Source organism: Actinocrispum wychmicini (genome assembly GCF_004345645.1).
Classification (GTDB): Bacteria; Actinomycetota; Actinomycetes; order Mycobacteriales; family Pseudonocardiaceae; genus Kibdelosporangium; species Kibdelosporangium wychmicini.
This window is the reverse complement of record NZ_SLWS01000010.1, coordinates 447,307-474,247: the sequence shown is the minus strand read 5'-3', so window position 1 is coordinate 474,247 and position 26,941 is coordinate 447,307. Positions and strand designations below refer to the sequence as shown.

The 26,941-nt window shown below is 68.3% G+C and carries 20 protein-coding genes; 9 read left to right on the top strand and 11 right to left on the bottom strand.

Annotated elements, in window-relative coordinates; translation table 11 throughout:
• Positions 1–667 precede the first annotated feature (667 nt).
• The 4 genes from EV192_RS39465 to EV192_RS39450 all read right to left on the bottom strand — a co-directional run bounded on the left by EV192_RS39465 (position 668) and on the right by EV192_RS39450 (position 4,758).
• Positions 668–1,624, bottom strand: a complete 957-nt coding sequence (locus EV192_RS39465) for a TolB family protein (RefSeq protein WP_132123737.1) — start codon at positions 1,622–1,624, stop codon at positions 668–670.
• On the bottom strand, positions 1,621–2,856 hold the full coding sequence (locus tag EV192_RS39460) for an MFS transporter (RefSeq protein ID WP_132123736.1): 1,236 nt from the start codon (positions 2,854–2,856) through the stop codon (positions 1,621–1,623). Before EV192_RS39460 ends, EV192_RS39465 begins: the two co-directional genes overlap by 4 nt.
• A gap of 6 nt (positions 2,857–2,862) precedes the next feature.
• Positions 2,863–3,735, bottom strand: coding sequence for an alkaline phosphatase family protein (locus tag EV192_RS39455; RefSeq protein WP_132123735.1), 873 nt, complete (start codon positions 3,733–3,735; stop codon positions 2,863–2,865).
• 126 nt (positions 3,736–3,861) lie between these two features.
• Positions 3,862–4,758: a LysR family transcriptional regulator gene (locus tag EV192_RS39450; protein ID WP_132123734.1), complete on the bottom strand. Its 897-nt coding sequence runs from the start codon at positions 4,756–4,758 to the stop codon at positions 3,862–3,864.
• A gap of 135 nt (positions 4,759–4,893) precedes the next feature.
• Here EV192_RS39450 and EV192_RS39445 point away from each other — a divergent pair, with 135 nt between their 5' ends.
• A complete protein-coding gene (locus EV192_RS39445) occupies positions 4,894–6,309 on the top strand; it encodes an MFS transporter (protein ID WP_132123780.1) in 1,416 nt (471 codons plus the stop codon).
• Positions 6,310–6,312: 3 nt separating this feature from the next.
• Here the strand turns inward: EV192_RS39445 and EV192_RS39440 are convergent, their stop codons facing one another.
• The 3 genes from EV192_RS39440 to EV192_RS39430 form a co-directional block, all read right to left on the bottom strand.
• On the bottom strand, positions 6,313–7,620 hold the full coding sequence (locus tag EV192_RS39440) for an alginate lyase family protein (protein ID WP_132123733.1): 1,308 nt from the start codon (positions 7,618–7,620) through the stop codon (positions 6,313–6,315).
• A gap of 94 nt (positions 7,621–7,714) precedes the next feature.
• The gene (locus EV192_RS39435; RefSeq protein WP_165960860.1) at positions 7,715–8,233 is read right to left on the bottom strand and encodes a GNAT family N-acetyltransferase; all 519 of its coding nucleotides are present in this window, start codon (positions 8,231–8,233) and stop codon (positions 7,715–7,717) included.
• 19 nt (positions 8,234–8,252) lie between these two features.
• Positions 8,253–9,452, bottom strand: a complete 1,200-nt coding sequence (locus EV192_RS39430) for a vanadium-dependent haloperoxidase (protein ID WP_132123731.1) — start codon at positions 9,450–9,452, stop codon at positions 8,253–8,255.
• Between the two features lie 72 nt (positions 9,453–9,524).
• On the opposite strand from EV192_RS39430, the gene EV192_RS39425 reads away from it, so the two are divergent.
• Positions 9,525–10,115 carry an RNA polymerase sigma factor gene (locus tag EV192_RS39425; RefSeq protein WP_243727359.1) on the top strand — a complete coding sequence of 197 codons (591 nt, stop codon included), beginning with the start codon at positions 9,525–9,527 and terminating at the stop codon, positions 10,113–10,115.
• Positions 10,112–10,777 (top strand): QcrA and Rieske domain-containing protein, encoded by a 666-nt coding sequence (locus tag EV192_RS39420; RefSeq protein WP_132123730.1) that lies wholly within the window; start codon positions 10,112–10,114, stop codon positions 10,775–10,777. Before EV192_RS39425 ends, EV192_RS39420 begins: the two co-directional genes overlap by 4 nt.
• Positions 10,778–10,820: 43 nt before the next feature.
• Here the strand turns inward: EV192_RS39420 and EV192_RS39415 are convergent, their stop codons facing one another.
• From EV192_RS39415 to EV192_RS39400, 4 genes are read right to left on the bottom strand one after another with little or no spacing between them, the layout of a single operon-like run.
• Positions 10,821–12,389, bottom strand: coding sequence for an allophanate hydrolase (locus EV192_RS39415; protein WP_132123729.1), 1,569 nt, complete (start codon positions 12,387–12,389; stop codon positions 10,821–10,823).
• The gene (locus EV192_RS39410; protein WP_132123728.1) at positions 12,386–15,823 is read right to left on the bottom strand and encodes a 5-oxoprolinase/urea amidolyase family protein; all 3,438 of its coding nucleotides are present in this window, start codon (positions 15,821–15,823) and stop codon (positions 12,386–12,388) included. Before EV192_RS39410 ends, EV192_RS39415 begins: the two co-directional genes overlap by 4 nt.
• On the bottom strand, positions 15,823–16,407 hold the full coding sequence (locus EV192_RS39405) for an urea amidolyase associated protein UAAP2 (RefSeq protein WP_132123727.1): 585 nt from the start codon (positions 16,405–16,407) through the stop codon (positions 15,823–15,825). The genes EV192_RS39410 and EV192_RS39405 overlap by 1 nt, the downstream gene beginning before the upstream one ends.
• On the bottom strand, positions 16,404–17,114 hold the full coding sequence (locus EV192_RS39400) for a DUF1989 domain-containing protein (protein ID WP_132123726.1): 711 nt from the start codon (positions 17,112–17,114) through the stop codon (positions 16,404–16,406). The genes EV192_RS39405 and EV192_RS39400 overlap by 4 nt, the downstream gene beginning before the upstream one ends.
• 96 nt (positions 17,115–17,210) lie before the next feature.
• Between EV192_RS39400 and EV192_RS39395 the strand changes: the two genes are divergently transcribed.
• From EV192_RS39395 to EV192_RS39370, 6 genes are all read left to right on the top strand, one after another.
• A complete protein-coding gene (locus EV192_RS39395) occupies positions 17,211–17,846 on the top strand; it encodes a TetR/AcrR family transcriptional regulator (protein WP_132123725.1) in 636 nt (211 codons plus the stop codon).
• A gap of 98 nt (positions 17,847–17,944) precedes the next feature.
• Positions 17,945–18,592: a DedA family protein gene (locus EV192_RS39390; protein WP_132123724.1), complete on the top strand. Its 648-nt coding sequence runs from the start codon at positions 17,945–17,947 to the stop codon at positions 18,590–18,592.
• Between the two features lie 12 nt (positions 18,593–18,604).
• A complete protein-coding gene (locus tag EV192_RS39385) occupies positions 18,605–19,075 on the top strand; it encodes a hypothetical protein (protein WP_132123723.1) in 471 nt (156 codons plus the stop codon).
• Between the two features lie 393 nt (positions 19,076–19,468).
• Positions 19,469–20,506: a multicopper oxidase domain-containing protein gene (locus EV192_RS39380; RefSeq protein WP_132123722.1), complete on the top strand. Its 1,038-nt coding sequence runs from the start codon at positions 19,469–19,471 to the stop codon at positions 20,504–20,506.
• Positions 20,507–20,546: 40 nt separating this feature from the next.
• Positions 20,547–24,506, top strand: coding sequence for a ThuA domain-containing protein (locus tag EV192_RS39375; protein WP_132123721.1), 3,960 nt, complete (start codon positions 20,547–20,549; stop codon positions 24,504–24,506).
• 68 nt (positions 24,507–24,574) lie between these two features.
• Positions 24,575–26,917 (top strand): OmpL47-type beta-barrel domain-containing protein, encoded by a 2,343-nt coding sequence (locus tag EV192_RS39370; RefSeq protein ID WP_132123720.1) that lies wholly within the window; start codon positions 24,575–24,577, stop codon positions 26,915–26,917.
• Positions 26,918–26,941 lie beyond the last annotated feature (24 nt).

Genomic DNA, 26,941 nt, shown 5'->3' with positions numbered 1-26,941 from the left:
ACACCCACAGACGACGAAGCCGTGCCAGGCCAGGCCCCCGACCCCCGAGCGCGTGAGGACGACCGTCGGTAGCGCGAACGCACGGTCATCGGCATTGTCGGACGTTCGGCCGCCATCGCCGTGATCGGTCCGCACGGCCGATCTGGAACACGTTCTCTCGATAGATCACCTGCTGTCAGTGGTCCCGTGACTGGCCACGTGGTGGTCCCATGACGGTGGCAGACGACAGCCCGCGCTCGGCCCGCATCGCCCGCGCTCCGCCTGTGCTCGGCCCGCACTCCGTCCGCCCTTGGCCTGTGCTCGGCTTGTGCTTGGCGCGCACCCAACCAACACCTCCCCGCCCGCTCGGGTTGTGCTTGGCGCGCCTCCAACCCGTGCTCGGCTTACGCTTGCCGACCTGGCTTTCGCTAGGCGCCTGGCCGCCGCCGGGCGCGCACCCACCTGCGCACTCCGCTCGCGCTTGCCACTTCGCTCGGTCCACTCCAGTTACACGCAGCCAACTCTCGGCCGCGCTCGCTCCACTCCGGACATTGCTTGCCCATTCGGCCGGGCTCCACCCGCTCAGTCCCTGCCCAACCCACTCCCAATTGCGTTCGTCCCAAGCAGGACTGCGTTCGGCCCGCTCGGGCTGTGCTTGGCCTTGTGGGCAGTCTGGGGCGTTGTGGGTTCAGTTCAGGGCTGCGGGGGATTCAGCGTCGGGGAGCAGGATCTGTGGCTTTCCTGTGCCGTTGGTGGGGATGGTCCAGATGTCGGCTTTGCCAGGGGCTTTGGGGATTGCGTAGGCTATGGTGTTTTCGTTGATCCAGGCGGGTTGGTCGTCGACACTTCGGGTTTCTGCCAGGGGGGTTATGGTGGAGGTGGTTAGGTCTAGTATGGACAGTCGCCAGCCTTTGGTTGGGTCGGCTTCTATTGCGGCTTTGTAGGCGATTTTGGTGCCGTTGGGTGAGAGGGAGGGGCATTCTATGTTGGGGAGCAGGGTTTTGATTGTGTTCTTGGCGAAGTCTCCTTGGACGAGGTAACGCTTGCCTGCTGTGGACATGGTGGCGTAGAAGGTGTTGTCGTCTTTTGTGAAGGTGACGCCCCAGAAGTTCTCGTCCTGGGCTTGGTAGGGCTTTCCGTTCAGGGTTACGGTGAAGTCTTCCAGGGTGCCTACCAGTTGGTCGCTGGTTGTGTCCAGGATGCCGGCGCGGGTGGAGAACTGGCCTCCGTTGTAGGAGTCGCCGGTGACGAAGACTGTCCAGGTGACCATCCGGCCGGTGGGTGACACGCGTGCTCGGTTGGGTAGGCCCACCAAGGGGATTTCGCGGGCGACAGTCAGATCTGTGTGCAGGACCGCGAGTTGGTATGTGGTGAGGTCGCCGTCCTGACGCAGGCACAACCCGGTTCCGCCGGCTGCGTACACCCGCGCGCACGTCAGTGGGGACACCGCGCGGACTCCGTCGACCACCGAGATCAAGTGACCGTCCGTTGTACTCCGCGCGATCAACTGGCCTGGTTTCAACGTGACCGTCTGCGTTGTCCCCGCCGCCTCCTGGGTACGCACAGCCAGCACGTAGATCACCGCGACCGCAGCCAGGACGACCGTCGCGCCCACTGCCAGCCACACCCGGACTCGTGTACTCATCGTTTGTCCTTGACCATCAGGAGCCCGGCCGTGGCCAGGATCGCCAACACGACCATGACGGCCGCGCCTCGGCTCGCGGCGGCGGGTCCCCAGAACTGCCACGCGAGTCCGAACAGGACTGAGGAGGCGAAGTACGCGAGCGCCTGCCCGGTCTGCACCAGCGCGATTCCCGTTGTACGCAACGACTCCGGCAGAATCGGCCCGGCGAGAGCCATCAGCACGCCGTCCGTGGCCGCATAGAACGCGCCGTACAACACCAACGTCACAACAAGCAGCGGCGCACCCGCCAACGGGCCGAACAACATCAAGTACACCACGACCAACGCGGCGTATCCTCCCAGGACGACAGGCAGCCGGCCGATCCTGTCCGCGAGTGCCCCCAATGGCGTCGCCAACACGAGGTACGCCAGGTTCGTTCCCACCGCGAGCAACGGGAACCACCCGACGGCGATGTCCTCACGCCGTTGCAGCAGCAGGTAGACGAACCCGTCGCCGATCGTGGCCAGGCCGAGGACCACGGCCGCGAACAGCAACCGACGCACCCGGCGGTCACGCAGCAGACTCATCGCCGGCAACCGAACCGGCGGTACATGTCCACGCCTGTCCCGAACGAACAGGCCCAGGAACAGAACCCCCAGCACGGCAAAGCAGAAACTCGTGACGAACACCGCGTCGAACCCGGCCTGGCTGGTCGACCCGACCGCCGCCAGCACGGCCAACGCCACCAACGGCCCGACGAACGCCCCCGTGCTGTCCATCATCCGATGCACGCCGAACGCCCGGCCGAGCATCTCCTCCGGCGCGGTCAACGTGATCAGCGCGTCGCGTGGCGCCGTGCGCAGGCCCTTGCCCGCCCGGTCCAAGGTGATCACGGCACCTATGGCCGGCGCCGACCCGCCCGCCAGCAACAGCCCCAGCTTGGTGAGCGCGGACAGGCCGTAGCCGACGCCGGCCACGGCCTTGTATCCGCGCGCCCGGTCGGCGATGTAGCCGCCGACCAGGCGCAGCAAGGCGGTCGCGCCTGTGTACAGGCCGTCGACCACGCCGAACGCCGCCGGCGTCAGATGCAGGCTCAGCACCAGGTAGACCGGCAGCACCGCGGTCACCATCTCCGAGGAGATGTCCGTGACCAGACTGACCGCGCCCAAGGCGACGACGGTGCCGCCGATCGCCTTGAGCGGAGGCCGTTTGCCTTCCTTGTGGCGCACCCGGCCGACTGTGGACAGGTACACCGGGGCCTACTGCCAGACGTCCAGGATCGGCGACTTGCTCGCCGCGTTGCCCAGGCCCGGCAGCCCGTACGACGCCTCGATGGTGCGCAGCACGGTGTAGTGGTTGATGGATTCGTTATACGTTCCGACCTTCACGCTCGCGCCCACGAATACCGTGAAGATCTGGTTGACCGACGTCCCACTGTCCTCGTCGAACGTGACGATCAACAGACTGTTGTGCGCCTTGGCCCACTGGGCGTACCCGTCAAGGTGCGCTTTGAGCCAGGTATCCCCGGTTCCGATCGAGCAGTCGTGCATGTCGTCGCACATGTCCGGTGTCACGAACGCGACGGTCGGCAGCTGGGTGAAGTCACTCGGGAAGGTCGAGTACCGCACGTTGCTGCTCGCCGGAACGTTGCTGAAATCCACCCAACTGTTGTGCTTGCGCCTGTACGTGCCGCTCGAACAACCTGTGTACCCATCCGACGGCATGGCCTCGGAATATCCCTTGAATGTCCGGCTGGCGCCGATCAGCTGCTGGCCCAGGTTGGCCTTGCTGCCCAGGTTCGCCGGGCACGTGTCGTCCACGATGCCCTGGGGTGAACCGGAGAACAGCGCGACATAGTTGGGCTGGCTGGGATGGGTGATCGCGAAGGACTGGGTGAACTTCGCGCCCTGCGACGCCAGACTGTTGAAGTACGGCGCGCTGGAACTCCCGTTGATCGACGAGTACTTCTTGTTCTCGAACATCACCAGCACGATGTGGTCGAACTGCGGCACGGACGCCGCGGCCGGCCGGACGTCCACCGCGCTGCCGTGCCCGGTGGCCACCGCGGTGGCCACACCTGCCGTTGTCAGAGCCACGGCCGCCAGGGCGACCGCGATCCGCGTGCGGACCATGAATCCTCCAGGCAATCAGGGGATCCCATAAATCTCAGGCTCACGCAGCCCGGCCGTGCACAACACCCGGCGAACGGATGGGCTACAGGTGAACAGCCGGAATCCACCCGTTCAGCCCATCGAAGGTCAACGCAGCGCCGCCCGGATCGTGTCCCGCAGCCAGCGCTGCGCCGGGTCGGCGTCGAGCCGCACGTGCCACAGGAGTCGCACGTCGACCTCCGGCAGCGCCGCGGCGATCGGGAACGAGCGAATGCCCAGGGCCGGACCGTACTGTTCGGCCAGGCGTTGCGGGACGAGTCCCACGTAGTGGCTGGACGCGACGAGGAGCATGGCGACGGCGTGGGTGGGGACGACGGCGGCGACGTGCCGTTGGAGGCCCACGGCTTCGAGCGCGTCGTCGAGCGGACCGCGTGCGCGTCCACGGCGAGACGACGACACGTGCGGGTGCCGGCACAGCTGCGTCAACGTCGGCGCGCCGCGGCGGCCCAGCGGGCTGTCCGCGCGGACGATCCCGACGATTTGCTCGCGGTACAACAGCGCGGTCCGGATGTCGGGGGCCTGGTCGTCGCCCGCGCCGATGTCCAGGTCGACCGAGCCATCGCGGAGGGCCTCCGTGCTCTCGGTGCCCTCCGCGACGAAACGCAGGATCACGCCCGGGGCGACCGCGGCCGTGGCTTCGACCAACGCCGTCACCAAGGTCGCGGCCACGCCGTCGTTGATGCGGATCGTGAAGGTGCGTTTCAGGTCGGCGACCGTGACCTCGCGGTCGGCGCTGATCAGCGCGGACGCTTCGTCAAGCAGGGACCGCACCCGAGGCGCGGTGCGCAGCGCGAACGGTGTGGGCGCCATCCCACGGCCGGCTCGGACCAGGATCGGGTCGCTCATCGCCCGCCGCAGCCGGCCCAGCGCCCGGCTGGTGGCCGGGATGGACAGATGCAGGCGCTCGGCCGCGGCGGTGACGCTGCCGTCCTGCAACAACGCGTCGAACACCCGTAGGAGGTTCAGGTCAAGCTGGTCGGGCACAGTTGCATCATACACAAATAGTCATTGTCAAAGTTGCGTGGCGCGCAGACTATCCAGGTTTCTAACGTCGTGGTCATGCCAGTAAACGTCCTGAACACTCCTGCTCCGGTGTCGCAACGCGGCCTGCTGGCGGCCATGTCCGCCTGTGTCGTACTCGTCGTCGGGATGGTCGCCGCGGTCAACCTGGCCGTTCCGATGCTCGCCGCCAGCGCACTGCGGCCGTCCGCGTCCGCGTTGGTCTGGATCGTCGACACCTACGTGATCTTCTTCGCCTGTCTGGTGATCCCCGGCGGCGCCGCGGGCGATCGCTTTGGCCGCAAAGGTGTCCTGCTGGCCGGCCTGCTGCTGTTCGCGGTCGGCGCGTTGATGTCGGCAGCCGCGCCGAACGTGCCTCTCCTGCTGGTCGGGCGGGCGATCACCGGGGTTGGCGCCGCCGCCGTGCTGCCCAACACACTCGCAGTCCTGCTGCACGCCGTCCCCGCCGAACGCAAAGGCGTGACGATCGCGACCTGGGCGTCGATGACAGGGATCGGCGGAGTCGTCGGCAACGTCGGCGGCGGAGCGGTCCTGACAGGCGGATCATGGCGTTGGCTGTTCATCGCCGCCGTGCCGGTCGCGCTGGTTCTCGCCGCGCTCGTGGGACGTGTCGCGCCGGTGTCGTCGCGCCACGGCCACTGCATCGACCTGCTCGGCGCCGTCCTGCTCGTCGCCGCGTCGGTGGCGCTGCTGATCGGGATCGTCCAGGGCCCGGAACAGGGCTGGGGCAGCGCGGTCGTGGTGACCGGATTCGTCAGCGCCGCCGTGCTGTTCACGGTGTGGATCCTCGTCGAACTGAAAGTCGACCACCCGCTGCTCGATCCCCGGCTGTTCCGGATCGCCGGCCTGCGCAGCGCCTGCGTCGGCATGACCGCCATCTTCTTCGGCATGTTCGCGCTGTTCTACGTCAACGCGTCATTCCTCCAGTACGGCAAGGGATTCGGCGTCCTGCTGACCGGCCTCGGCATCCTCCCGCTGACGGTCCCGATCATCCTGGGCGCACGGCACGTCGGACGCCTGGTCCAACGCATCGGCCTGGACGCGACCATCACCCTCGCGTTCGCATTCGTCGGCGGCGGACTGCTCGGATTGTCTACAAGCGACGCCCAGACACCGTATATTGTATACGCCACCTGGCTTGTCGTGACTGGAGTCGGCGTGACGCTGGCCCTGCCGACGCTGTCCGGTGCCATCTCGGGCTCGCTGCCGCACGCTCAGGCCGGGGTCGGAGCCGGGTTGCAGTCCACCACCCGCGAGTTCGGCAGCGCCCTCGGCGTCGCTGTCATCGGCACGGTGCTCACCGGGCGGTTCGTCGCCGCGCTCCCGGCGGACATCCGTGCCGACCACGATCCGCACACCGTGGCCCAGGCACTGGCCACGACCACACCCGACCGCGCCCACGACATCGTCACCGCGTTCGTCTCCGGTGCGGATGCCGGGCTACGCGCGATCGGCGTGGCCGTGCTCGTCCTCGGTGCTCTCGTCCTGCTGCAGTCGCGGATCAGTTCGAAGTAGACACTACGCTTTCGCGATGTCGTCGAGTTGTTCGGCGGCCGGGCGGACCGGATACACGTCACCGCCTGGTTCGACGGGTACGTGCGGCAGGGCGGCGCGGGCTTTGGCGTCACCGACGTCGGCCGCCGCGTGCAGGACGTCCAGTGCCGCGTACTGCCGGAAGTCCAGTTCCGGGTACTTCCACACCGACTGACCCTGGGTCGCGGCCGGGATCATGACGTCGACGGCGTTGAGAATCCCCGCGTCAGCAGGGTTCTTGTAGTGCCAGAGGTCCACGCCGACGTGCCTGCCGATCTGCGCCAAGCGGGTCAACGCCACCAGGTTGAACAGCGAGTAGTGCCAGCTGCGGGTCCGCGACACCTCCTGCGGTTGGCTGCCGTCGGCCGCGATCTGCACGTCGATCCGCTTCTTCTCGGCGTCCCGCACGATGGTCCTGGCGAGGTCGCGCTGACCGGTGCCGAGCGCCAGGGTCGCCGCCATCATGTCGTAGAAGCTGCCGTGGTTGTTGGTGGCCGCGGCTTCGTCCGTGCCGTTCTTGTTGGTACGCAACCAGGTCAGGAACTGGGTGTACCAGTCGGTGATACCCCGCTGGTCCGCCGCGCTCCAGCCGGGGGCGCCGGTGCCGGCCAGGATCTGGGTGGCGTCCACGACCTCGGGGAACGCCTCGGCGAACTCGATGATCCCGATCCCCCGGCCGTCGACCTTGCACGGGATGCCCTGGGCGAAGTTCATGTTCGGGTTCATCTTCGTGGCCGCGTCGAGGAACCAGGTGCGCAGGTCCAGGGCGGCTCGGCGGGCGTACCGTGCGTCGCCGGTGTAGTACCAGGCGAGCGACAGTTCGTAGATCGCGGCGAACGCGTCACCGCGGGCCGCGTGGTCGGGAATGGAGTCGACGAGCGGGTTGCGCACGCCGTCCTTCTGGACGAACGGGCAGCCCCACGGGTTGTCCGGCGTCACCGGCTTGGTGGCCCACCAGTACGGGGCGAGGCTGAGGTAGTCGTGTTTGTCGCCGCTCGGCGGCAGTTGGGACTTCGCGGTGACGGTCCACGGGCCGGCCGTGAGCGCGTCGTCGGCCGACGTGAGCAGGTTGTCCAACGCGGCTTTGGCGGTTCGGTCGCCGGTCAGCACGGCGAACTTGGCCCGCTGCAACTGGTGGCCGTCGAGGACGACGGTGTCCGGGGCGCAGACGGGCCCCAGGAACGGGATCGAGCAGCGGGCGGACGTGTCCGCGACCGCGGGTGCGGCGATGAGCGTGGTGGCGGCCAGGCCCACAGTGGCCAGCCCGGCCACGACGGTGTGGCGGAGTAACATGTCAGTCCATTCAGATATATGAACCAAATACGCACATCTGAACGGACAGTACACACGTGAAAATGCCGAGGCAATGGCCCAGTCGGCGGCAGGATTACTGGAAACGCGCCATCAACACCATGTCGATGTACTCGCCGTCGCTCCACACGTGCCGCAGGCGCCGGCCCTCCTCCACGAACCCCGCGGCCACGTACGCCCGGAGGGCGCGCTCGTTGGTCGCGTTGACCGACAGGCACACCTTCCGGATGTTGCGCACGCGGAACGCGTAGTCCGAGAGCATCGACACCGTCTCCCGGCCGTAGCCGCGGCCCCAGTGGTCCCGGTCGCCGATGGCGATGCCCAACTCGCACGTGCGACCGATCGGATCGTGCCGGAACAGGCCACATTGGCCGATCAACAGGCCGTCGCCCTCGTTCGACGTGATCGCGAAGTTGACCTCGTCCGGGTTCTCCCGCCGCCGCTCGTAGATCGCCGACACGGACGCCAACGGCACCGGCACCGGCGGCAGCCCGCCGACGAGCAGCGCCACCTCGAGGTCGTTGGTGAACACGGCCAGCGCTGGATAGTCGGCCGGTTCGATCGGCCGCAAGGTGACGAGCTCTCCTGTCAACACAACACAGACTGTAGTCAGCCTATCGGCCGATAGCGGTGAGGACAGACCGGGCCACGTCGAATCCGAGCTGCTGCCCGACGACGTGGTCCAGCCGGGTGTGCACGCCGGCGAAGATCCGGCTCAGCCCGGCCTCGTCCGCGGCCTGCTGGAACGTCTCGAAGTGACGCACAATCCCCGGCGTCGCCTCGGACGTCACGGACAGCACCTGCCGTGTCCCGGCCTCGTGCCGCAGGATCGTGGCACCGGCCTGGGCGATCACGCTGTGCGCACCCGGGTACGACGGGTCGGCCGGCGTCGTCGCCAGGCTGCTCCACGTCGGGATGGCCGTGGTGGCCGGGTTGCCGTCGGTGTCGGCCAGCCGCACCGCGGTGATCGGCCGCCAGATCCGGTAGTGGTACTTGGCCTCGTAGAACGCGATCACGCCGTCCGCGAAGGCGATGTTGAGCCGGGCGAACGCGCGGGCGGCGGTCACCGTGCTGCCGCGGGCCAGCACGGCCTGGGCGATCTCGTTCCAGTAGTTCTGGATCGGCGCCGCCCAGAACCTGGCCTGCACGGTCTGGTCGTCGGTCCGGCGGACGCTGGTGTCCTGGCCGAACGCGACGACCTCGTTGAGCGCGGCCGAGTACTGGCCGCTGGCCAGCCGCGGATACCGCACCGGTCGGAAAACGTCGGCCTGCACCAGGACGAACGGCCGCACCGACGGCCAGTGCGTGAACACCGGGTTGGCGAGCGCCGGCGGGGTCGGCCGGTACTCGCCCGGCTTCGTCCCCGGCGCCGGCACGGTCGGCGTCGCCGTCGAACCGTCGTTGGCGCGGGCGCGTAACACCAGTTGCGCGGCCCACTTCCCGGCCCGCACGCCAGCTTCCGGGTCACGGGCGACAGCCAGCTCACGGGCCAACTGGGCGTCGAAGTCTTTCGTGAACGCCGGCAGCAGGGCGACCAACACGTCGTGGGCGGCCTGGGACGCCGCGGCCGCGTGCGACCGCGTACGGCCGACGGCGTCGTGCATGGCCGCGTGCATCATGGCGAAGGTCCGCGTCGGGTGCACGGTCGCGGGGTGCGCACCCTGGGTCCGGACGACCCCCAGCAACGTCCGGTTCCAGGCGATGACAGGTGTGACACGTCCGGTGTCGGCCACAGCGGGCAGACCGGTGACAGCCAGTGCGGCGGTGGCGCCGCCCATGGCGAGCAGGCTCCTGCGGGAAAGTGGTGAGGTCACGTCTGTGGATACGACCGCGGGTTACGTGTAACCCGCCCGCGTATCTCCCTGATGAAATGGGGAGGATGACACGTGGCACAACGGTTCCGGGCCCGGCGCGGCACGCCCCAGGACTCGACCGAGAAATCGGACGAACCGGGCGCCGCACGGTTACGCGTCGTTGACATGGACACGTATCCGGACTGGGAGGCGATCTACCGGGACAACGTCGACCGGGTATACCGCCTAATGTATACCAAGGTCGGCAACCGGCCGGACGCCGAGGACCTCACCACCGAGGTCTTCGTGTCCGCGCTGAAGCCGTTGCGGGCCTCGGCGACCGTGGGCGAGGTGCGGGCGTACCTGCTCGCGACCGCGCGCACGGTGTTGGCCACGTACTGGCGACGCACGCTCGGCCGGGAGATCACCACGCTGGACGAGGAGCGGGACGCGGCCTTGCTGGCCGACGACGACCCGTCCGGCCCACAGGCGGTCAACCAGGTGGAGGCCATCCTGGCCGAGCTGTCCGACCGGCACCGACGCGTCCTGCAGCTGCGGTTCCTGGAGGGCTGCTCGATCAAGGAGGCCGCGGTGGAGCTCGGTGTCACTGTCAGCAATGCGAAAGTGTTGCAGCACAGGGCGTTGCGCCAGGCGACCGCCGTGGCGGAGAGGATGCGGACGTGAACTCCCCGAGAAAGTTCGTCGAAGACCTGCTCAGGCGGCGACGCCCGAGCCGCTTCGACGCCGCCGAGCAGGACGAGGCCGAGCTGCGCACGGCCATCCTGTTGACCACCGCGCAGCCAGGCGGCGACGACAAGCCGTCCGAGGGGTTCGTGTCCGCTTTGCACGATCGACTCGCGGCCGAACTGGACGGCAAGCCCAAGCCGAACAACCGCCGCCGGTTCGTCCAGACCACCGGCGTGGCCGCCGCCGCCGCGGTGATCGGCGCGACTGTCGACCAGGTGGTACGCCGCCCGCCCGCGGAAACACGCGCGGAGGAGACCACCATCGTCCCCGACATCGGGCAGTGGCGGGCCGTGGTCCCGGCCGCGAACCTGCCCGAAGGCGTGGTCCGGCCGTTCGACTTCGGCACGGTCAGTGGGTTCGTCCAACGGGTGAACGGGCAGCTCCAGGCCGTGTCCGGCACGTGCACGCATCTGGGATGCAAGCTGGCGTTGGACGCGCCCGCCGCGCGGCTGAACTGCCCGTGCCACAAGACCGCGTTCAGTGTGGACGGTGCCGTGGTGTTCCACAAGCTGCCGACGACACCGCCGCCACTGCCGCACCTGAAGGTCCGCGACAACGAGGGCATGGTGGAGGTGTTCGCCCCGCCGCAACAGACCTAGGCCGCGTTCCGGGAACCCCCAGCCTCGAGCCCTGGGACGCGGCCTAGCCTCCCAGATAAGCCCGCCAGCCGCCGAACGAAGTGATGTCCTTGGCGCCGTCCAGCGCGTGCCGTTCGCAGGTGAAGCCGGGCACCCATGAGCCGTCGGCCAGCTCGACCTTGCCGATCGCCATCGGCGCGGGCAGGGCGGCGACGAAGTCGCCGAAACTGTCCGTGGGCAGTTCCCACACCTCGGCTTCGATCGCGGCGCCGTCGGTGTCGCGGACCAGGCCGGGTTTGGGTGGGACGGTGTCCAACGCGTACAGCCGGTACTGCTCGGCGGTCGTTGTCGTGCGGACCAGCACTCCCCCGCGGGCGACCAGTTCGTGGTTCAGCGGCTGCCCGGTGAGGTGGGCGCCGACGACCGCGATCCGCGCAGTGGATGTCAGTGACTTGGCGATCGTCGCCAGGGTGTGGTCGGTGTGGGCGTCGCCGACCAGCATGATCCCGAACGGCAGGCCGTCGACCGCGCCTGCCGGGACGGCCAGCGCGGCGAGGCCGAGCAGGTTGGCGAAGTTGGTGAACCGGCCGAGCCGGGCGTTCACGCCGACCGGGTCGGCGGCGACGGCCTCGATCGTCGGGTGCTCGACCGTCGTGGGCAGCAGCAGCGCGTCCACGCGATCCAGCTCGGCCATCGCCGGCTCGCTGAGCCGTCGCAGCTCCTCCTGGTCACGGAACAGTCGGTACGCCGGGATGTCCCTGGCTCCAGCGATAATAGCCCGAACGGTCGGGTCCACATCGGACGGATGGGCGTCGATGAACTCGCCGACCGCCGCGTACCGTTCCGCGACGAACGCGCCTTCGTAAAGCAGGCGGGCCGCGGCAAGGAACGGCGTCAGGTCGACCGGCACGAGCTCGGCCGGGAACCGACTGGCCGCCTTGGTGAACGCCTCCGCCCAGCCCGGCGCCAGGTCACCCAACTCCGTCGGCACGCCCAGCCGGTAAGGCAGTGTCGGCACAGGCGCGGCAGGCTGGGTGGACAGGCACGCCAATGCCTGCTCGGCCTCCGTCACCGTCCGGGCGAAGATCGACACACAGTCCAGGCTGCGGCAGGCGGGCACCACGCCGTCCGTCGGGATCAGGCCGTACGTCGGTTTCAACCCGACGATCCCGTTGAAGGCCGCCGGGATCCGCCCGGAGCCCGCGGTGTCCGTCCCCAGGGCGATGTCCACGATCCCCAGGGCGACCGCGACGGCGGACCCCGAACTCGACCCGCCGGACACCCGTGCCGGATCAACCGAGTTGCGGACCGCGCCGTACGGACTGCGAGTGCCGACCAGGCCGGTCGCGAACTGGTCCATGTTGGTCGTGCCGATCACGACCGCCCCGGCCGCGCGCAATCGCCGGACGGCGGTCGCGTCCTGGGTCGGCTGATAGGTGTACGCCGGACAGCCCGCGGTCGTCGGGAGGCCCAGTACGTCGATGTTCCCCTTGACCGCCACCAGTTTCCCGGCCAGCGGCCCGCGGGCCTCGGCGAACTCCCGCTGGACGTCCTCCTCGGGCCGCAGGTCGATCCAGATCTCCGGCCGCTGGACGTCAACAATCCGTTGGTACGCCTGAGAAACCCGGTTCACCGAAGCACCACCACGGCCGTGCCGGGACCGACCTGGTCACCGGGTGTGACAAGCACCTGAACCACCTCACCATCAGCGGGCGCGGACACCACTGTCTCGGTCTTCATCGCTTCCAGGGCCAGCAGGCCGTCACCGGCGCGGACCCGGTCGCCCGGCCGGACGTCCACCCGCCACACCGTGGCCATGAACGGGGCTTCGACCACGTGCCCACCCGGCGGCGCCACCACCGTCACGGTATCCACAGTGGACAGTTCGGGCTCCGGTCGGGGCGCGAACTCGCCCGCCGCCTCCCACGCCGCGCGTTCCGCCGAGAACGCCGCCGCTTGACGCTCCCGGAACTCCGCGATGCTCTCGCTGTTGGCCGCCAGGAAGTCCTCGTGCTCGGACAGCACGAACTCACCGGGCTCGGTACGCGGCTCCCACCGGCCGGCAGCCGTGTCCGCGCGGAGGTCAAGCAGTTCGTCGGCGGAGACGGGATACCATTTGATCCGGTCGAAGAACCGCAACAGCCACGGGTCGCCGTCCTGCCAGCTGCGCCAGACTTGGGTGGTGCGGCCGACGAACTGGTAGCCGCCGGGACCTTCCATGCCGTAGATACACAAGTACGCGCCGCCGATCCCGACGGAGTTCTCGGCCGTCCATGTCCTGGCCGGGTTGTACTTCGTGGTCACCAGGCGGTGCCGCGGGTCGAGCGGGGTGGCCACCGGCGCGCCGAGGTACACGTCGCCGAGACCGAGGACCAGGTACTCGGCGTCGAACACGACCCGATACACGTCGTCCACGCTGGACAGACCGTTGACCCGCCTGATGAACTCGATGTTCCAGGGGCACCAGGGCGCGTCGTCGCGGACCCCGGCCATGTACCGGGCGATCGCCTCGCGGGTCGCCGGATCGTCCCACGACAACGGCAGGTGCACGGTCCGGCTCGGCACCGCCAGGTCCCGGGTGGCCGGCAGGTCCGCCTCCACCGACCGCACCAGGTCCAGCACGTCGTCCGGGTCCGCCCGCACCTGCAGCGACCGGATCCCCGGCGTGAGACCGGTGATTCCCCTGTCCGCCAACGCCGACGCCAACGCGTGCACCCGCATCCGCAACGCCAGGTCGAGCTGCATCGGGCCGTACTCGACCAGGAGGTTGTCGTCGCCGCTGCGCCGGTACGTCACCGAGGGCCTGGTGTCCGTGGCGTCCAAACGCGACAGAACGCCGCCGTCCCTCGGCGACCGGGACACGAACCGTACCGTGTCCCCCGGTCTGAGTTGGCCGAGTTTCCAGCGTTCGCCGGTGACCACGGTCGCCGGGCAGACGAACCCGCCGAGGCTGGGGCCGTCCGGGCCGAGCAGGATCGGCAGGTCACCGGTGTAGTCGACGGCGCCGACCGAGTACGGGGTGTCGTGGATGTTGGACGGGTGCAGCCCGGCCTCGCCGCCGTCCGGCCTCGCCCACCCCGGCCGTGGACCGACCAGCCGGACGCCGGTGCGGGCGGAGTTGAAGTGCACCTGCCAGTCGGTGTCGTAGAACACGTCGATGTCGTCCTCGGTGAAGAACTCCGGCGCCGCGTGCGGGCCCTCCACTGTGGCTATGTCCCAATGGTTTCCGAAGGACGGCACTTCGGACGGCGTCTCCCACGGGCCGATGTCCTTGCCCGGCCGGAGAACGTCGCCTGTGCGCAACGCGCGGCCGCCGTGGCCGCCGAACTTGCCGAGCGTGAACGTGGCCGCGCTGCCCAGGTACTTCGGAATGTCCAGACCGCCCGCCACCAGCACGTACGTCCGCAGCCCGGCCGTTGCCGCGCCGACGTCCAGCGTCCCACCGGCCGGCACCGGCACCGGCTCCCACTGCGGCACGGCCACGCCGTCGACCGTCACGGACGCGGGCGCGCCGGTCACGCAGACCGTCGCCCGGTCGGTGAACCGCAGCGCTGGACCATCCACAGTGCACTCAAGCCCGGCGGCACCCGCCGGGTTGCCGAGGATCCCGTTGCCGATCCGGAACGACCGGTCGTCCATCGGCCCGGACGGCGGCACACCCACGTCCCACAGCCCCAGGCGGCCCGGCCAGTCCTGGACCGTGGTCATCGTGCCCGGCCGGAGCACCTCGATCCGCGGCTCACGGTCGACCACGTCCGCGAGCGTCCCCGTGCTGTGGGTCGCCGCCAGCACGGACCGCTCCCGGCACGCCGCCCGCAGCAGCCCAAGGTTAGTCTCGATGCCGTCCACGCGACTGTCCGTCAAGGCGTCCGCGAGCCGGGACCAGGCCTCTGCTCGACTGTCGCCGTACGCGATCACCTTGGCCAGCAACGGATCGTAGTGCGTCCCGACCTCGGTTCCCGGCTCGATCCAGGAATCCACCCGCACGTCACCGGAGAACCGGACCCCGGTCAGCACACCGGCCGAGGGCTGGTAGTCCCGGACCGGGTTCTCCGCGTAGACCCGTGCCTCAACAGCGTTTCCCCGCTGCGGCGGGACGACGAAGTCGCGGGAACCGGTCGCGAGCCGGAGCATCCACTCGACCAAGTCTACACCGTACACAGCCTCGGTGACCGGGTGCTCGACCTGCAACCGCGTGTTGACCTCCAGGAACGCGACCTCTTCCCGGTCCGCGTCGTACACGAACTCGACCGTCCCGGCGCTCCGATAGTCCACAGAGGACGCCAACGCCACCGAGGACTCCGCCAGCTGCGCACGTACGTGCGGCGGGAGGTTCGGCGCCGGGGCCTCTTCGAGGACTTTCTGATTGCGTCGCTGCATCGAACAGTCCCGGTCGCCCAACGCGAGTACGCGTCCCTCGCCGTCGCCGAAGACCTGCACCTCGACGTGCCGCGCCTGCTCGACCAGCCGTTCGAGGAACACCCCGGTGCCGTCGAAGTTCGCCGCCGCCAGCCGGACGACCGAGTCCCAGGCGTCCTTGACCTCGGCGGCGTCCCGGCAGGCCCGCATGCCGATTCCGCCGCCGCCGGCGGTCGCCTTGAGCATCACCGGGTACCCGATCCGCTCGGCCTCGGTCAACGCGACGTCCACATCGGACAGCAGACCGGTGCCGGCGAGCATCGGCACTCCCGCCTGCCGCGCCGCTTCCCGCGCGGTGTGCTTGGCCCCGAACAACTCCAACTGGTCCGGGGTCGGGCCGACGAACACCATGCCGGCCGCCTCCACCTGGCGGGCGAAGGCGGCGTTCTCGGACAGGAAGCCGTAACCGGGGTGGACGAGGTCCGCCCCGGTCTCCTCGGCCGCCGCGAGGATCCCTTCGACGACCAGGTAGCTTTCCCGGGCCGGCGCGGGACCCAGGCGGATGGCGTCGTCGGCCAGGTGGACGTGCGGCGCGCCCCGGTCGGCGTCGGAGAACACGGCGACCGTCCGCAGGCCCATCTTCTTGGCCGTACGGATGATCCGCACGGCTATCTCACCCCTGTTGGCCACCAGCAGGGTGGTCGTCATCAGGCGACCACCACGTCGACCGGGGTCGGGTCGAACCCGTTGCACGGGTTGTTGACCTGCGGGCAGTTCGAGATCAGCACGATCACGTCGGTCTCGGCGCGCAGCACGACCTTCAGGCCCGGCGCGGAGATCCCGTCGACGATGCCGAGCGTGCCGTCCGGTTCGACCGGCACGTTCATGTACCAGTTGACGTTGCTGACCAGGTCCCGCTTGCCCAGGCCCCATTTGGCGCCCTCGGCGAGGAAGTTCTCCACGCACGCGTGCTGTGGGCGGGTGTGGTGGCCGTACCGGAGGGTGTTGGACTCCTTGCTGCAGGCGCCGCCGATCGTGTCGTGCCGGCCGCAGGTGTCCTCGATCACGGTCATCAGCGGCTTGTGCTCGTTGGACATGAGCACGCTGCCGGTGGTGAGGAAGATGTTGCCCTGTTCGGCGATCGTGTCCGGCGCGCTGTAGCGTTCGTCGGTGTTCTCGGCGCTGTACACCAGGAAGTCGACGGCCTGGTTACCTTTCAGGTCGGTGATGGACAGCGTCTGCCCTTTGGCGACCCGCGCGGACCAGCCAGCCCTCGCCGCGACCGTGGTCATGCCTGCCCCCTCGCGGTGAGATACTCGACGGTGTTCTCGAACGCCCGGCGTCCCTCCGGGGTGGCCGTCCACAATGGATCTTCCGGGTTGGTCGGCGTGTCCCGCCAGGCGGTGACCGCGAGGCGTTTGCAGTCGTCGTCCAACGGGTGCGCGGTGTTGGCGATGAGCACGATCAGGGGCATCTCGGCACGCAGCACGACGGTCGTCCCGGACGGGCCGCGGTGGTCGAGCTTGCCGTCGGGCAACACCCGGACGCTCTGGAAGAACGACAGGCTCGGCGGCAGGTCCCGCGGGGTGAGGCCGTTCTTGGCCGCGGCGAGCGTGAACAAGGCGCGGCCTTTCGCGCTCGTGCCGCACAGGGCGTCGTGCTCGCCGTCAGACTCGAGGACGGACGCCAGCACGCGGCCCTGGTCGGACAGCAGCAGGTTGCGCGGGCTCAGATAGGCGTTCCACTGGACTTTGACCGTGTCGGCGACGTTCAGCCGTTCCCACGGCTGGTCGGCGTTGTAGAGCAGGACATGCGCGCAGGCACCCGACTCCAGGTTGGCCAGCCGGATCGCCGTGCCGCGCGCGACCACCTTGTGGGTGTACGCGTCCGGCCCGACATACTCCGCCCACACACCGCCTTCCGGCAGTCGGGGCGTGTCGACGGGGATCTCCTGGGCACGCGCGTGGTCACGGGCGCCGTAGGTCGTCGAGGTACTCAAGGCGGGGACCCTTCCATGCTGTCATCGCAGGTCACGGATTTCTATAGCTTGACAGAAATTCGCCCGCAGCACATCCCCCCATGGCACTCTTGGCGGATGGCAGGGCGTCCGCGAGCAACCGGGGAGTCGGCGGGTGTCCGCGACTCCCGCCAGGACCTGCTGGACGCGGCGGCCGAACTGTTCATCGCGCACGGCTTCGCGGCGACCTCCACCCGGGCCATCGCCGACCGCGCCGGCTTACGCCAAGCGTCCCTTTACCACTACTTCAGCGGTAAAGAGGAGATTCTGACCGTGCTGTTGTCCGGCACGGTCCGGCCGTCCCTGCAGGCCGGCCGGACGCTGCACGGGATGCCCGGGTCGGCTTCGGCGAAGCTGTGGGCACTGTGCCAGTTGGACCTGGAACTGCTCTGCGGTGGGCGGTACAACCTCGGCGTGCTGTACCTGCGGCCGGAGATCCAGGCCCCGACGTTCACGGATTTCCATACCGAACGGGCGTCCCTTCGGGCACTGTACCGGTCGATGGTGTTGGCCGCCGGCGCCGACGAAACCTCCGCGGACCTGGTCTTCGGGCTGGTCGAAGGGGTGATCCTGACCCGCCAGTGGAAGGAGATTCCGGACGTCACGGCCTACGCCTCGGCGGGCGCGGACGCGGGCGTCCAGATCGCCTGCCCGCACGCGGACCTGGTCGTTGTCCGCACGGAAGCTCTTGCCCTCATGGCAAAAGTGGACTAATCGGACAATGCTGGTGTCCGTGCACGGAACGGGACGCCAACAGGTACCCTGCCCGTGCTGGGGCAGCTGCTTTTCCGGTTTTCGGGCGAGGGGAACGCGTGAACATCGACCACTGGCTGGAGACCATCCCGCCGCTCCTGGTGTACGTGACGGTCGGGCTGGTCATCATGATCGAGAGCCTCGGCATCCCCCTGCCCGGCGAGATCGTGCTGGTGGCCGCCGCCCTCCTGGCCTCGAAGACCCACTCGATCTCGCCACTGTGGGTCGGTGTCTCGGCGAGCTCCGGCGCCATCATCGGCGACAGCATCGGCTACGGGATCGGCCGCAAGTTCGGCGAACGCCTCTTCGCCTGGGCCGGCCGGAAGTTCCCGAAACACTTCGGCCCCAAGACAATCGCCAAAGCCGCGGACATCTTCCGCCGCCGAGGCGTCTACGCGGTGTTCTTCGGCCGCTTCATCGCGTTGTTGCGTATCCTGGCCGGCCCGTTGTCCGGCTCGCTACACATGCCGTATCCCCGATTCCTGGCGGCCAACGCGCTGGGCGGAATCGCTTGGGCGGGCGGCACAACAGCGCTGATCTACTACCTCGGCGTGGTCGCCGAGGCGTGGCTGTCCCGCTTCTCGTGGATCGGCCTCGGGGTGGCGGTGATCGCCGGCCTGGTGGTCGGCATGATCGTGAAGAAGCGGATGAGCCACCACGAGGACGAGCCCGAGCCGCAGGAAGTCTCGCAGCCGGCGGACCGCTGAGCCCTCAGGCTGGTGGAGACGATCCGGCTGGCGGACGGCGACCCGGCGTGGATGTTCCCGCCGGGTACCTTCACCGCCGACATCGCCGCCAGCCTGGCGACCTCCAGCCGGCGACTGCGCGCCACTCTGCCGGGAGGGCGCGCCGGCCTGTGCCACGAGGGACTGGAGTATTCGCTGCTCCCCGACGGAAAGTGCTGCGTCAGCGGGTTCGCGGAAAACGACCTGGTGTCGTTCACCGTCGAACTCCGCCCACCCGGCTACTACTCCGCCGAGACGTCGACCTGGGAGGTCGACGCCGAGATCTCGGTCCGGTGCGACCACAACGTGGACTGCGGCACACACACCGTCGAATGCCGTGAAGTGACCGGACTGACCTCCCCCGACCAGGCCGTCGCCACCCTGGCCCAACTCATCGAGTGGCTCGCCCAACGGGCCGCCGAGGTCCCGGCGGAGCAATGGCGGGAGATGGACCCGGAACGCTAGCGGCTACCCCGCCAGATGCTGACCTTGGTCCGCGACGCCCATCACAGCGCGTATACCACTCGAACAGAGCAAACATCTTGATCATCTCTGTGTCACCAGGTTGATAGCGACGAGTAACTGAACTAACCCGTGTGCTACCGAAGTGCCGTCACAGTCAAATGACAAGGCTTTGTCTGGTTCGTTACGCCGTTTGGACCTTAACTTTCGCTGCTGGAGTGCATAAGTTCCTCCTCGTTGGACGAAAGAATGTGAGCAACCACCGGACCGAAAGGCAAGGCGGTAACGGGAGGGCTGGCGTGCCCTCGGCCTCTGGGGATGTCCGTGCCCACCGACGGTGAGCAGGCCATGCCCTTTTTTGGCGCTGTTCCCCGACGAAACCCCCAAAGGAGAGGGATGGACAAGCACGCCCAGGCCGGCTGGTTCAACCGGTTGGTGTCCCGACGCTCGGTGCTGGCGACCAGCGCGCTGGGCCTGACCGTGCCCGCCGTGGCACTCGGCATGGCCACGCCGGAGAGCACCGCGCAGACGACGTCCGGGGTCACGAAGAAAGTCACCATCTACGCGGAGGCGTTACCCGGCGGGCTGTTCGGCTACGGTCTCGCGCGTGGCCAGGCGACGATCCCCGGGCCGATCCTGGAGTGCTACGAGGGTGACACGTTCGAGATCACCCTGGTCAACACGACCGACCAGCGGCTGTCCATCCACCCGCACGGCGTGGACTACACCACCGACTCGGACGGCAGCCCGCTCAACGCGTCCTTCAACAACCCCGGTGAGACGCGCACGTACATCTGGCGCACCAAGGAGATGACCGCGACGGCCGGCCGCCGGTGGATACCGGGCAGCGCCGGCTACTGGCATTACCACGACCACGCGATGGGCACCGACCACGGCACGAAGGGGATCCTCACCGGCCTCTACGGCGCCCTGATCGTGCGTCGGCGCGGGGACATCCTGCCGGACAAGCAGTTCACGGTCGTGTTCAACGAGATGGCGATCAACAACAAGTCGGCGCCGAACACGCCCATGTTCGAGGCGAACCTCGGCCAGCGGGTGGAGTGGATCGCGATCGGGCACGGCACCCAGTTCCACACGTTCCACCTGCACGCGCACCGCTGGGCGGACAACCGGACAGGCTACCTGGAAGGCCCAAGCGACCCGACCCCGTCGATCGACAACAAGGACCTGAACCCGGGCAGCTCCTTCGGTTTCCAGGTGATCGCCGGCGACGGGGAACGGGCCGGCACCTGGATGTACCACTGCCACGTGCAGAACCACGCCGAAGCCGGCATGGTCGGCCTGTTCCTGGTCCGCAACGCGGACGGCAGCATGCCCCCGGGCGCGCAGGAGGCGATCGATCGCTTCCGCGGCCACATGCACTCTGCCACGCAGAACAGTTCCATGCCCGGGATGGACATGGAACACCACTAGCTCATCACCTCCTGGCCTGCCAACGACAAAGGAGTTACGGATGGGGCGAAGGTTCTCTACAGGCTGGTATCGGAACAGATCCAGACTCCGGCCGGCCGTGGTGGTCGCCACCACCGCGGCCCTCGCCTTGGGCGGATCGGCCACGTTCGCCGTGGCCGGTCCACAAGCGACAGTCAATCCGCCGGTGAACGTCCTGGTGTTCCACGGACCCGCCGCGGACCAGCAGGACCCGGTGGCCCAGGCGACCGCGGCGATCAAGGACATCGGCCAGGCCAGCGGGATCAGCGTCACCGAGTCGACCGACCCGGGCGCGTTCACGTCGGCGAACCTCGGCCAGTACCGCGGCGTGGTGTTCCTGTCCGCGGCCAACGCCGCGCTGACCCGTGACCAGGAAGGCGCGCTGCAGAGCTATGTCCAGGCCGGCGGCGGTTTCCTCGGGATCGGCGACGCGGCCAAGGCGCAGGACAGTTCGACGTGGTTCACCGGCCTGATCGGCACCCGCCCGGTCGGCAGCATCGCCAACGCCGAGCCGGTGGCCAAGGTGACCGCGAGCGGCGAGAACCCACCGAACGAGGGCAAGGAGAAGCTGGCCGACGGCGACGCGAACACCAAGTGGTTGACGTTCGCGAACACCGGCTGGGCGGCGTTCCAGCTGACCAAGCCGACCGTGGTCACCAGCTACGCGCTCACGTCGGCGAACGACTTCGCCGGCCGCAACCCGAAGGACTGGACCCTGCAGGGCTCCAACGACGGCCAGGCGTGGACCGACGTGGACAAGCAGACCAACCAGTCGTGGAGCGAACCGTTCCAGCTCAGGAAGTTCACGGTCACCCCGCCGAACACCACGGCGTACCTGCACTACCGGCTGAACATCACGGCGAACGCCGGCGAGCCGCTGATCCAGCTCGCTGACATGCGCTTGTTCGCCGGCAGCTCGACACCGCCGGCGCCGCCCGCGGTGAACCAGGCCGTGGTGGACGTGCTGGACCGCCAGCACCCGGCGACCCGGGACCTGCCGCTGAACGTGACCCGTTCGGACCGTTGGTACAACTGGGATCCGAGCCCGGTCGGCACTGTCCACACGGTCGCGCAGGTCGAGGAACGGTTCTACAACCCGGGTCCGGGCGCCAACGGCCCGTTCCATCCGGTGTCGTGGTGCCGTGACTACGACGGCGGCCGGTCGTTCTACACCGGCATGGGCCACACCGACACCAGCTACGGCGAGGACTTGTTCCGCAAGCACCTCACCGGCGCGTTGAAGTGGACCACCGGTGTCGTCCGCGGCGACTGCCAGGCGACGATCACGTCGAACTACGCGATCGAGCGGCTGACCCCGAAGAACCAGCCGGGCCAGCTGGACCAGATCGGCGAGCCGCACGGTCTCACGCTCGCGCCGGACGGCACGTTCTTCTACGTCGGCAAGGCCGCTTGCCCGAGCGGTCCGGTGGTGGACTGGAACGACCCGAACGTGGGCCTGGGCTGCGGCACGATCCACAAGTGGGATCCGGGCACCAAGCAGGCGAAGCTGCTGACCACGTTGCCGGTCATGGGCAACCGCGGCAGCGGCGGCGAGCTGGTGAAGAACGAGGAGGGCCTGCTCGGCATCGTGCCCGACCCGAACTTCGCGGCCAACGGCTGGCTGTACGTCTACTGGATGCCGCACGACTCGATCGACCGGGTCAAGCAGGTCGGCTACCGGACCATCTCGCGGCTGACGTACGACAAGACCACGCAGACGATCGACCAGGCCACCCGCAAGGACATCATGAACTGGCCGGTCCAGATCCACAGCTGCTGTCACGCCGGTGGCGGCATGTCGTTCGACGCCAAGGGAAACCTGTACGTCGGCTCGGGTGACAACAACTCGTCCGAAGGTTCCGGCGGCTACTCCGGCAACAACTGGACGCAGGAGTTCGCGGGCATCTCGTTCCAGGACGCCCGTCGCACCGCCGGCAACACCAACGACCTGGCCGGCAAGATCATCCGGATCCACCCGGAGGCGGACGGCACGTACACCATCCCGGAGGGCAACCTGTTCCCGCCGGGCAACGACAAGGCGCGGCCGGAGATCTACGTGATGGGCGTGCGGAACATCGCGCGGCTGAACGTCGACCCGGTGCACCAGTGGCTGACCGCGGGCTGGGTCGGTCCGGACGCGTCGTCGCCGAACCCCGACCTGGGGCCGGCGAAGTACGAGACCGCGACGGTCATCACGTCCGCGGGCAACCAGGGTTGGCCGTACTGCATGGGCAACCGCCAGCCGTACCGCGACCGCAGCAACACCGACGCCAACGTGTTGACCGGCTGGTACGACTGCAACAACCCGAAGAACAACTCACCGCGCAACACCGGTCTGGTCGACCTGCCGCCGATCCGGGACAACATGATCTGGTACTCACCGGACGGCGGTGGCCCGGTCTTCCCGGCGCGGTCGGACGGCAGCGGCATCCCCACCTACAACAAGGCGGACGCCACGTACACCGAGCCGTACGTGCGCGGCGGCGGCCAGGCGGTCATGTCCGGTCCGACGTACCATCGGGAGCTGATCAACGGCAACAGCGGTGTGGCGTGGCCGTCGTACTGGAACGACAAGTGGATCATCGGTGACGAGTCGAGCGGGAACAACCGGATCGCGGTCACCGTGGACGCGGCGAAGGTGCCGCAGCAGGCGCCGCCGGCGTTCGCCGAGACGCTGAGCAAGATCATCCCGCCGGGCGTGGCCGACAACAAGGTGCAGAGCTGGATGGACGCCAAGTTCGGCCAGGACGGCGCGCTGTACATGCTGGACTACGGCGGCGGCTTCTTCAGCCTGGATTCCAACCAGAAGCTGCTCCGCGTGGTGTACAAGGGCGGCCCGGCGACCCCGGCGCCGACGGCGGCTTCGGTCGCGGTGCAGAACAAGCCGCTGACGATCGCCTTCAACGGTGCCCGCTCCGGTGGCGTGTCCTCCCGTTGGGACTTCGGTGACGGAACGTCGTCCACCGAGCAGAACCCGCGGCACGTGTACGCCAAGACGGGTACGTACACCGCGAAGCTGACCGTGACCTACGCCGACGGCGAGGTCGCCACCACGCAGTCGACCGTGAACGTCAACTGTGCGGCGCCGGACGGTCGCAAGACGGTCTGGATGAGTGACACCGACTCCGGTGTGGCCAACAAGACGGTCGGCGGCGGCTGCACGCTCAACGACCTGATCGACGACGAGAGCGCCTACCCCGACCACGGCACGTTCGTCCGTTACGTCTCCACCACGGCGGACCAGCTGCAGCGGGACGGCGTGATCAACGGCCGGGAGAACGGCAACCTCGTGCGCGCCGCGTCCTCGTCGGACATCGGCACGTCCCGCAACACCGGGTACAAGTCGATCTACGACGGCACGGCTGACTCGTTGAAGTCGTGGTCGCAGGCGCCTTCGGGCCGGTTCTCGATCCAGCCGGACGGGACGCTGAGATCGGCCGGCGGGCTGGGCATGCTGTGGTACAACGGCCAGCAGTTCGGGGACTTCGACCTGAAGCTGCAGTTCCGGGACTCGGCTCCGGACGGGTTCAACGCCAACAGCGGTGTGTTCATCCGGTTCCCAGATCCGCGCACACCGGTGGAGCAACGCCCGCAGTGCGGTCAGACGGGTCCGGCGGCGACGTCGCCCGCCTGGGTCGCGATCTACTGTGGACACGAGATCCAGATCTACGACGGCGCGACGGGTGAGCCGCAGAAGACCGGGTCGGTCTACAACTTCGACCCGAACGACCAGGCACACGCCGGGATCACCCCGAAGGGCCAGTGGAACGACTACGAGATCAAGGCGGTCGGACAGCACTACACGATCATCCGCAACGGCGTGGTGATCAACGAGTTCGACAACGTCCCGGGCAAGCAGTCGTCCAGGGCCGGTGACCCGCCCACGGATCTCCGGCAGTTCCTGCAGGGCTTCATCGGCCTGCAGAACCACAGTGACAACGATCTGATCGACTTCCGCAACATCCGGGTGCGGTCGCTCTAGCCAGGCGGGCCGGCCGGCGCTCCCCCGAGCGTCGGCCGGCCTTGGTCCGCACTCCCTGGGAAGGTGCCATGTTTCGACGAATACTCGCGGTCGTCGCGTTGGCGGCGGCATCGGTGGCCGCGGTCATCCCGGCGTCCGCAGCCACGCCGGCCGCGGCTCCCGCAGCCGCCCAGGTGCTGACCTGGACCGCCAGCGACGACATCACCAAGTACACCTCGTTCCCGACGACGGCCGTGGCGGGCGCGGCCACGATCGTGTTCGAGACCAGCATCGCCACCGGTAACACGACCGGTATGTCGCATACAGTGACCTTCGATACGTCCACGCCGGGCTACAACCACGACGTGAACCTCAACATCGTGGCCAACCCGTTCGACGCCCAGAACGGCCGGCACGAACAGGCTGTGACGCTCACTCCCGGCAAGTACCGGTACTTCTGCGCGATGCCCGGCCATTCCATGATGGTCGGCGAGATCACGGTCGGCCCCGGCGGGCCGGACACGACCCCGCCGACGGTCTCGGCGAACGTCACCGGCACCAAGAACACCAACGGCGAGTACGTCGGCAAGGCCACCGTCACGGTCAACGCGCAGGACGCTGAGTCCGGTGTGGACAAAGTTGAGTACCAGGTGGACGACACCAGTTTCCTGCCGTACACCGGGCCGTTCGACGTGACGGCGATCGGTGACCACTCGGTGCAGTACCGGGCGACCGACAAGGCCGGCAACACCTCCCCGGTCGGTTCGGTGCAGTTCAAGGTGGTCGTCGCCAATCCCGACACCACTCCGCCAACAGTCAACTCGACGGTCACCGGCACCAAGGACACCAGCGGGAACTACATCGGCAAAGCCACCGTCACCATCACCGCCACCGACAGCGGATCCGGCGTGAAGACGGTCGAGTACTCAATGGACGGTGGGGCTTTCACCGGCTACACGGCACCGTTCGACGTGACCGCGAACGGCTCGCACATGGTGCACTACCGGGCGACGGACAACGCGAACAACGTGTCACCGGAGGGCATGGCGTCCTTCACCGTCGTCGCGCCACCGGACACCACTCCCCCGACAGTCAACGCCGCGGTCACGGGAACCAAGGACACCAGCGGGAACTACGTCGGCCAGGCGACCGTCACCATCACCGCCACCGACAGCGGATCCGGCGTGAAGAAGATTGAATACATTCTGGACAGCGGCGTGTATACCGCATACACATCTCCCGTGGTGGTGGGCACGACCGGCACGCACACCGTCAAATTCCGTGCCACCGACAACGCGAACAACGTGTCCCCCGAAGGGACGACGTCCTTCACGGTCGTCGCACCGCCGGACACCACGCCGCCGACGGTGACGCACACGGTCACCGGTACCAAGGACACGAGCGGCAACTACATCGGCAAGGCCACGGTCACCCTGACCGCGACCGACGCCGGATCCGGTGTGCGGTCCGTCGAGTACAAATTGGACAGTGGGGCGTTCGCCGCCTACCCGGCCCCGGTTGACGTGACCACGGCCGGCGCGCACATGTTCCACTACCGCGCCACGGACAACGCCGGGAACGTGTCCCCCGAGGGTATGGCGTCGTTCACCGTGGTCATCCAGGACACCACGCCGCCGACGGTCAACGCCTCGGTCGCAGGAACCAAGGACGGCAACGGGAACTACGTCGGCCAGGCGACCGTCACCATCACCGCCACCGACAGCGGATCCGGCGTACAGAAGATTGAATACATTCTGGACAACGGTGTGTATACACCGTACACATCACCGGTCGTGGTGACCGCGACGGGTGTGCACACATTCAAGTACCGGGCCACCGACAACGCCGGGAACGTGGCGCCCGAGACCACCACGTCGTTCACGATCGTCGCCGTACCGGACACGACCCCGCCGACCACGACGGCTGTGGTGTCCGGGAACAAGGACGGCAACGGCAACTACATCGACACCGCGACCGTCACCGTCACGGCGACGGACTCGCAGTCCGGTGTGAACAAGATCGAGTACGCCCTGGACGGCGGCGCCTGGACGACGTACCCGGGCGCGGTCCGGGTGGGCGCCCAAGGCGCGCACACCCTGAAGTACCGGGCCACGGACAACGCGGGGAACGTCTCGCCGGAGCAGTCCGTGACCTTCACGGTGGTCCCGCAGGGGTCGGACGCGTGTCCGAACTCCGACACCAGGGCCACGGTCAGGATCGGCGGTGAGGACACCGGGATCGCCAACGTCGACACGGGCAACGGGTGCACGATCAACGACCTGATCGCCGAGCACGCCCAGTACCCGGGTCACGGCGTGTTCGTCCGGCACGTCGAGACCGTCACCGATCCGTTGGTGGCCAACGGAGTGTTGACCATCCGGCAGCAAGGAACCATCGTACGCGCGGCGTCGCGATCGGACATCGGCAGATGAACCGTTACACAGCAAGGAGAACAG

What these genes read in the sequence shown, in the direction of transcription:
- EV192_RS39465 (WP_132123737.1), bottom strand. Translation starts at nt 1,624, where the DNA reads ATGAGTACACGAGTCCGGGTGTGGCTGGCAGTGGGCGCGACGGTCGTC.
- EV192_RS39455 (WP_132123735.1), bottom strand. Translation starts at nt 3,735, where the DNA reads ATGGTCCGCACGCGGATCGCGGTCGCCCTGGCGGCCGTGGCTCTGACA.
- EV192_RS39445 (WP_132123780.1), top strand. Translation starts at nt 4,894, where the DNA reads ATGTCCGCCTGTGTCGTACTCGTCGTCGGGATGGTCGCCGCGGTCAAC.
- EV192_RS39440 (WP_132123733.1), bottom strand. Translation starts at nt 7,620, where the DNA reads ATGTTACTCCGCCACACCGTCGTGGCCGGGCTGGCCACTGTGGGCCTG.
- EV192_RS39410 (WP_132123728.1), bottom strand. Translation starts at nt 15,823, where the DNA reads ATGACGACCACCCTGCTGGTGGCCAACAGGGGTGAGATAGCCGTGCGG.
- EV192_RS39405 (WP_132123727.1), bottom strand. Translation starts at nt 16,407, where the DNA reads ATGACCACGGTCGCGGCGAGGGCTGGCTGGTCCGCGCGGGTCGCCAAA.
- EV192_RS39395 (WP_132123725.1), top strand. Translation starts at nt 17,211, where the DNA reads ATGGCAGGGCGTCCGCGAGCAACCGGGGAGTCGGCGGGTGTCCGCGAC.
- EV192_RS39380 (WP_132123722.1), top strand. Translation starts at nt 19,469, where the DNA reads ATGGACAAGCACGCCCAGGCCGGCTGGTTCAACCGGTTGGTGTCCCGA.
- EV192_RS39375 (WP_132123721.1), top strand. Translation starts at nt 20,547, where the DNA reads ATGGGGCGAAGGTTCTCTACAGGCTGGTATCGGAACAGATCCAGACTC.
- EV192_RS39370 (WP_132123720.1), top strand. Translation starts at nt 24,575, where the DNA reads ATGTTTCGACGAATACTCGCGGTCGTCGCGTTGGCGGCGGCATCGGTG.